The sequence below is a fragment of the Streptomyces sp. NPDC001594 genome, from assembly GCF_042893675.1.
GTDB lineage: Bacteria > Actinomycetota > Actinomycetes > Streptomycetales > Streptomycetaceae > Streptomyces.
In genome coordinates this window covers 35,666-43,323 of record NZ_JBIAVB010000032.1, presented here as the reverse complement: position 1 = coordinate 43,323, position 7,658 = coordinate 35,666, and the positions used below count along the sequence as shown (strand labels likewise).

Annotated in this window: 1 protein-coding gene; it reads left to right on the top strand. The window is 74.5% G+C overall.

Annotation, left to right across the window (positions count from 1 at the left end; translation table 11 throughout):
* The first annotated feature begins 25 nt into the window (after positions 1-25).
* Positions 26-7,657 carry an SDR family NAD(P)-dependent oxidoreductase gene (locus ACFY0O_RS37200; protein WP_388955400.1) on the top strand — a complete coding sequence of 2,544 codons (7,632 nt, stop codon included), beginning with the start codon at positions 26-28 and terminating at the stop codon, positions 7,655-7,657.
* Position 7,658: the final 1 nt, after the last annotated feature.

Below are 7,658 nucleotides of genomic sequence, written 5' to 3'. Positions count from 1 at the left end.
GCACGCCACCGGGACGCTGGCCGCTGTGGGCGAGCCGGTCGGGGCTGGTTCGGGGGTGTGGCCGCCGACGGGTGCTGTGCCGGTTGATGTGGGTGACCTGTATGACCGGCTGGACGGGTTGGGTTACGGGTATGGGCCGGTGTTCCGGGGGGTGCGGTCGGCTTGGCGGTGTGGTGCGGAGGTGTTCGCGGAAGTCGCCCTCCCCGAAGCGGTGAGCGCGGCGGACTCGGACCGCTTCCGGATGCATCCCGCGCTTCTGGATTCCGCCCTGCACATGGCCGTCGACCCGTCGGCCGATGAGGTGCGGCTGCCGTTCGTGTGGACGGGTGTCGAGCGGTCGGGTGCGTCCGTGGGCGGATCGGTCCTGCGGGTCGCCATGGCGCCGTCGGGTGAGGACGGCGTGTCCCTTACCGTCACGGACGCGGCGGGTGCAGCGGTGTTGTCGGTGGAGCGGCTGGTGACGCGGCCGGTGGCGCGGGAGCAGCTGCGGGCCGCCGACGCCGGACTGCGGGACGCGTTGTTCGGCGTGGAGTGGATCTCCGCAGCCGCGTCGGTGTCGGCGGAGGCGCCGGTGCAGTGGGGCGCGTGGGGCTCCGTCGACGAAGCCGCCCCGGTCCCTCCGGCGCTGGTGTGGGAGCACGGCGGCGAAGCGTCCGAGAACCTGTCGGAGACCACGGCGCGGGCACTGCGGACCGTGCAGGGGTTCCTTGCGGGTGAGCGGTTCGCGGGTGCGTGTCTGGTGGTGTTGACGCGTGGTGCGGTGGCCGCGGGGCCGGGCGAGGGTGTGGCGGATCTGGCGGCGGCTCCGGTGTGGGGTTTGGTGCGGTCCGCTCAGGTGGAGCATCCGGGCCGGCTGGTGCTGGTGGATGTGGAGCGGGGGCTGTCGGCGGAGGCCGAAGAGGCCGCGTTGCGTGCCGCGTTGGGTTCGGGTGAGTCGCAGGTTGCGGTGCGGGGCGGGCGGGTGCTGGTGCCGCGGCTGGCGCGGGTGACGGCGGCGCCGGAGAGCGGGGCCCGGGTGTCGTTCGGGCCGGGTGGGACCGTGCTGGTGACCGGTGGTACCGGTGGGCTGGGTGCGCTGGTGGCACGGCATCTGGTGGCGGAGTACGGGGTGCGGGATCTGCTGCTGGTGTCCCGGCGTGGTCTTGGGGCGGAGGGCGTGGACGCGCTGGTGGCCGAGCTGACGGGGCTGGGTGGCCGGGTGAGGGTGGAGGCGTGTGACGTCGCTGATCGTGACGCCCTCGCCGCCCTGCTCGCCTCGGTGCCGGACGACCGCCCGCTCACCGGCGTCGTCCACTGCGCGGGTGTCGTCGACGACGGGATCATCGACACGGTGACCCCCGCGGGGCTGGCCGGTGTCCTCCGGCCAAAGGCCGAAGCGGCCCGTCATCTCCACGAGCTGACCCGGGACCTGGACCTCTCGGCGTTCGTCCTGTTCTCCTCCTTCGCCGGAGTGGTGGGCAGTGCGGGCCAGGCGAGCTACGCCGCCGCCAACACCTTCCTGGACGCCCTGGCGCACGAGCGCCACGCACAGGGCCTGCCCGCGGTCTCCGCGGCCTGGGGGCTGTGGGAGGAGGACCGGGGCATGGGCGGCCAGGTGAGCGAGGTCGACCGGGCCAGGATCCGGCGCATGGGCGCCGTGCCGATGCCGGCCGAGGAAGGGCTCGCCCTGTTCGACGCGGTCGCGGCACACGAGCGTGCCCTGTACGTGCCCGCCCGCCTGGACCTGGTGGGCCTGCAGAGGCGCGATGCGGCCGGCGTGCCGTCGGTGCTGCGCTCATTGGCGCCGGGTGCCGTACGGCGCGCCCGGGCCGAGGAGCCGGGGGACGCGGGGACGACCGGGCTCGCCGCCCGCGTCGCGGGCCTGCCCGAAGCAGAGCGGCGACGCGTGATCCTGGACGTGATCCGGGGCTTCGCCGGCGGGGTACTGGGCTACGGGCCGGGCCAACTGGTCGACTCCGAGACCCCGTTCAAGGACCTCGGCTTCGACTCGCTGATGTCCGTCGAACTGCGCAACCGCCTCAACGCGGCGTCCGGCCTCAGGCTCCCTGCCTCCCTCGTCTTCGACCACCCCACCCCGCGCCGGATCGCCGAATACCTGACCGTGGAACTCGCGGGCCGACCCGAGGAACGTCCGGCCCTCGCCACCGCGGTGGCGTCGGCGGCCATGACGGACGAGCCGGTCGCCATCGTGGGCATGGCCTGCCGCTACCCGGGCGGTGTGACGACCCCGGACGACCTGTGGCAGCTGGTCCTCGACCGCCGGGACGCGATAGGCCCTTTCCCCGAGGACCGGGGCTGGAACACGCGGGAGGTGTTCGCCCAGGAGACGCAGGACTCGGGGACGCCGTACGCCGCAGCAGGCGGATTCCTCTACGACGCGGCCGAGTTCGACCCGGACTTCTTCGGCATCTCGCCGCGCGAGGCCCTCGCGATGGACCCGCAGCAGCGGCTGCTCCTTGAAACCTCCTGGGAGGCGGTCGAATACGCGGGGATCGACCCGAAGTCCCTCCTGGGCACCGACACCGGCGTGTTCACCGGCGTCATGTACCACGACTACGCGGCGCGGCTCCCGGCCGTCCCCGAGGGGCTCGAAGGCTTCCTCGGATTCGGCTCCGCCGGCAGTGTGGCCTCCGGCCGACTGTCCTACTCGCTCGGGCTTTCGGGCCCTGCGGTGACGCTGGACACGGCGTGCTCGTCGTCGCTGGTGGCGATGCACCTGGCGGCCGAGTCGCTGCGGCGCGGCGAGAGCTCCCTCGCCCTGGCGGGTGGCGTGACCGTGATGGCCACGCCCGGCGCGTTCGCGGAGTTCAGCCGTCAGGGTGGTCTGTCGGTGGACGGGCGGTGCAAGGCGTTCGGGGCGGGTGCGGACGGGACGGGCTGGTCCGAGGGGGCCGGTGTGCTGGTGTTGGAGCGGTTGTCCGATGCGCGGCGCAACGGGCATCAGGTGCTGGCGGTGATTCGGGGCAGTGCGGTCAACCAGGACGGGGCGAGCAACGGTCTGACGGCTCCGAGTGGTCCGGCGCAGGAGCGGGTGATCCGGCAGGCGCTGGCGAACGCGGGGCTGTCGGCGGCCGACGTGGACGCGGTGGAGGCGCACGGCACGGGTACCAGGCTGGGGGACCCGATCGAGGCCCAGGCGCTGCTCGCCACGTACGGGCAGGAGCGTACGGCTGAACAGCCCCTGTGGTTGGGGTCGTTGAAGTCGAACATCGGGCATGCGCAGGCCGCGGCCGGTGTCGGTGGTGTGGTGAAGATGGTGATGGCGATGCGGCACGGTGTGTTGCCGCGGACCCTGCACGTCGACGAGCCGACGCCGTTGGTGGACTGGTCCTCGGGTGGGGTGCGGCTGTTGGACGAGGCGCGGCCGTGGCCGGAGGTGGATCGTCCGCGCCGGGTGGGGGTGTCCTCGTTCGGGATCAGCGGTACGAACGCCCACGTCATCCTGGAGCAGGTTCCGGCCGTGGTGGCGGAGGAGGCCGAGGTGGCGGCGTCCGGTGGTGGTGTGGTGCCGTGGGTGGTGTCGGGTCGTACGCCGGAGGCTTTGGCGGCGCAGGCCGGGCGGCTGCGTGCGTACGTGGCGGGGCGTGACCTGGTGGACGTGCGGGCGGTGGGTCGGGGGCTGGCGTTGACGCGTTCGGCGTTCGAGCACCGGGCCGTCGTGTTGGGCGAGGACACCGCGACCTTCCTCACCGCCCTCGACGCGCTGGCCCGGGGCGAGGAAGCTCCCGGGTTGGTGCGTGGGGTGGCGGACGGGCCGGCGCGTACCGCGGTGATGTTCACGGGTCAGGGCAGTCAGCGGGTCGGGATGGGCCGGGGGCTGTATGAGGCGTTCCCGGTGTTCGCGGAGGCGTTGGACGAGATCACCGGTCTGTTCGACGGTGAGTTCGGGGAGGGGACCGCGCTGCGTGACCTGATGTTCGGTCAGGGTGACGCGGTTGAAGGGTTGTTGGATCGGACGGTGTTCGCGCAGGCGGGGATCTTCGCCGTTGAGGTGGCGTTGTTCCGGTTGGTGTCCTCGTGGGGTGTGCGGCCGGACTTCTTGGTCGGGCATTCGGTGGGGGAGATCGCTGCGGCTCATGTGGCCGGGGTGATGTCTCTGGCGGATGCGGTGCGGTTGGTGGCCGCGCGGGGCCGGCTGATGCAGGCGTTGCGTGCGGATGGTGGGATGGCCGCGGTCGAGGGTAGTGAGGCCGAGGTGCGGGCCGCGCTTGCCCGTTTCGGTGGCCGGCTGGAGGTTGCGGCGGTCAACAGTGCGCTGTCGGTGGTGGTTTCCGGTGATGTGGATGCCGTGGAGGAGTTCGCCGCCGGGTGGAAGGGGCAGGGCCGGCGGGTCAAGCGGCTGACGGTCAGCCACGCGTTCCACTCGCACCACATGGACGGGATGCTGGAGGAGTTCCGCGCGGTCGCGGAGACGGTGGAGTACCGGGCTCCCGACGTGCCCGTCGTGTCGAACGTGACCGGCGCGCTGTCCGAGGGCGGCGAGGTCTGCTCGGCGGAGTACTGGGTGCGGCACGTGCGGCAGCCCGTCCGCTTCATGGACGGGGTGCGCTCCCTGGAGGCCGAGGGTGTCACGGCCTATCTGGAACTGGGTCCCGACGGGGTGCTCTCCGCTCTCGGTCCCGACTGCCTGACGCAGGAGGAGGAACACCCGCCCGTCTTCCTCGCCGGGCTGCGGGGCGACGACGTACCGGAGCCGCGAGCCCTGTCGAACGCCCTCGCGCAGGCGTACAGCCATGGCGTCGAGGTCGACTGGGCTGCGGTGCTGGGCGCCGGGCCGGTCGCCCGCGACCTGCCGACGTACGCCTTCCAGCGCCGCCGCTTCTGGCTCGACGTGCCCGCACGCCCCGGTGACGCCACGGGCCTCGGCCTCGTCGCCGCCGGCCACCCGCTGCTGGGCGCGGTGGTGTCCCTGCCCCAGGGCCGGGGCGCCCTGTGGACCGGACGGCTCTCCCTGGCCGAACAGCCCTGGCTGGCGGACCACACGCTGTTCGGCCGGGTGGTCCTGCCCGGCTCCGTACTCGTCGAACTCGCCCTCCAGGCGGGCGATCACGTGGACCGGCCCCGACTCGACGAGCTCACCTATCACCACCCGCTGGTGCTGTCCGACGAAGCCGTCTCGATCCGGATGCTCGTGTCCGAGGCGGACGAGGAGGGCCGCAGCAGCGTCGAGCTGTTCGCCAGGCCCGAAGGTGCCACGGACGACTCCGACTGGTCGCTCCACGCGTCCGGCTCGCTGACGCCCGGCGGCGCCGCGGCGCAGGGCCGGCGGGACGTCTGGCCGCCCGCCGGTGCCTCCCCCCTGCCGGTGGCGGACCTGTACGAGCGGACGGCGCGGGACGGCACCGGTCTCGGCCCGGCGTTCCGGGGGATCCGGGCCGCCTGGCGACGAGGAGCGGAGACCTTCGCCGAGGTCGTGCTGCCGGAGTCGGTGGACGACGGGGCCGCGGCCTACGGCGTCCACCCGGCCCTGCTGGACGCCGTGTCACGCGTCGCCTTCCCGAACGCGGACGCGGACGCGGATGCGCATGTGGACGCCGCCGGAGCCCCGATGGCGTCGGAATGGTCCGGCGTCGAGCTCTCCGCCGTAGGCGGGACCGACCTGCGGGTGAGCGTGCTGCCGTCCGCCGACGGCGTGTCCCTGCGGGTGCACGACGCGGCGGGGGAGCCGGTGCTCACCGTGGAGCGGCTCGTGACCCGGCCGTACCGGAGCGGGGAACTCACCTCCACCGAAAGCGTGGTGCGCGAGGCGCTGTTCGCCGTGGACTGGGCCCCGGCCCCGGCGGCCGCCGCGGCGGAGCCGCCGGCGGCCTGGGGCTCGTGGAACGCGACGGACGGCTGCGGGACCGCTCCCCCGCTGGTGGTGTGGTCGCACGACGGCGGCGCGGCACCCGGCCCGGCGGCGATGACGGAGATGACGGCGCAGGCGCTGCGCGCCGTGACCGGGTTCCTGGCCGACGAACGGTTCGCGGACTCGAAGCTGGTGGTGCTGACCCGCGGCGCCGTCGGCGTCGGCGCGGAGGACGGCGTCGCGGATCTGCCCGCGGCGCCCGTATGGGGCCTGGTGCGCTCGGCCCAGCTGGAGCACCCCGACCGGCTGGTGCTCGTCGACGTGGAGCCCGGCCTGTCCGGGCCCGCCGAAGACGACGCGCTGCGCACCGCGCTGGGCACGGCCGAGGCACAGGTGGCCGTCCGCGGCGGCACGGCGTTCGTGCCGCGCCTGACGCGTACGGCCGCACCCGCGGACAGCACCGCCCGGCCGGCCTTCGACGGCAGCGGCACGGTCCTGGTGACCGGCGGCACCGGCGGTCTGGGCGCGCTGGTCGCCCGGCACCTGGCGTCCGCGTACGGCGTACGGGACCTGCTGCTGGTGTCCCGGCGCGGCCCCCGGGCCGACGGCGTGGACGAACTGGTCGCGCGGCTCGGGGAGTCGGGGGCCCGGGTGCGCGTGGAGGCGTGCGACGTGGGCGACCGCGACGCCCTCGCCCGCCTGCTGGCCTCCGTCCCCGAGGACCGCCCGCTCACCGGCGTCGTCCACTGCGCGGGCCTGGTCGACGACGGTGTGCTCGAATCGCTGGACGCGCGGCGGCTGGCCGGGGTGTTCCGCCCCAAGGCGGACGCCGCCCTGCACCTCCACGAGCTGACGGCCGGCCTCGACCTGTCGGCGTTCGTCCTGTTCTCCTCGGTCGCCGGCGTCTTCGGAGCGCCCGGCCGGGCGAGCTACTCCGCCGCCAACGCCTTCCTGGACGCCCTGGCGCACGAGCGCCGGGCACAGGGCCTGCCCGCCGTCTCCGCGGCCTGGGGCCTGTGGGAGGAGGACCGGGGCATGGGCGGCCAGGTCACCGAGGCCGACCTGGCCCGGATCCGCCGCGAGGGCGCCGTCGCGATGACCGCCGAGGAGGGGCTCACCCTCTTCGACGCCGTCGTGACGCACGACCTGCCCCTGTGCGTGCCCGCCCGGCTCGACCTGGCCGCGCTCGCCGGGGCCGGCACCCCGCCGCCGCCCGTGCTGCGCCGGCTCGTCCGGCCCGTCCGCCGCCGGCTCGACCCGGCCGCCCGGCCGGAGGAGGCCCCGGCGAACGCGGCGGAGCAGCTCGCGGCGCGCCTGTCCGGACTGCCGGAAGCCGAACAGGTCCGCACCCTGCTCGCCCTGGTCCGCGGCCATGTCGCCACCGTCCTCGGCCACGCCGACCCGGAGGCGGTCTCCCCGGACCGCGGCTTCCTGGAGTCCGGCTTCAGCTCCGTGGCCGTGGTCGAACTCCGCAACCGCCTCAGCCAGGCCACCGGCCTGCGCTTCTCCGCGGTCACCCTGTTCGACCACCCCAACCCCCGGGCCGTGGCGCGGCACCTGCGGAGCAGGCTCGCCGTCGAGACCGCCGCCGGCCCGGCCCGGACCGGCACCGAGGCGGAGTTCCAGGCCGCCCTCGCCGCCCTCCCGCTCGCCCGTCTCCAGGAGGCCGGCGTCCTGGACGACCTGCTGCGCCTCACCGGATTCGACGGCGCCGCGCTCGGCGGCGGCGCCGCACCCGCGGGGGCGGCCGGAGCCCAGGACGGCCCGGCCGCGCCCGGCGGCGCCGACGCACACGCCCTGACACCAGAGTCCATCGACGCCATGGATCTGGAAAGCCTCGTTCGCATGGCGATCGACACCGACGCCTGAC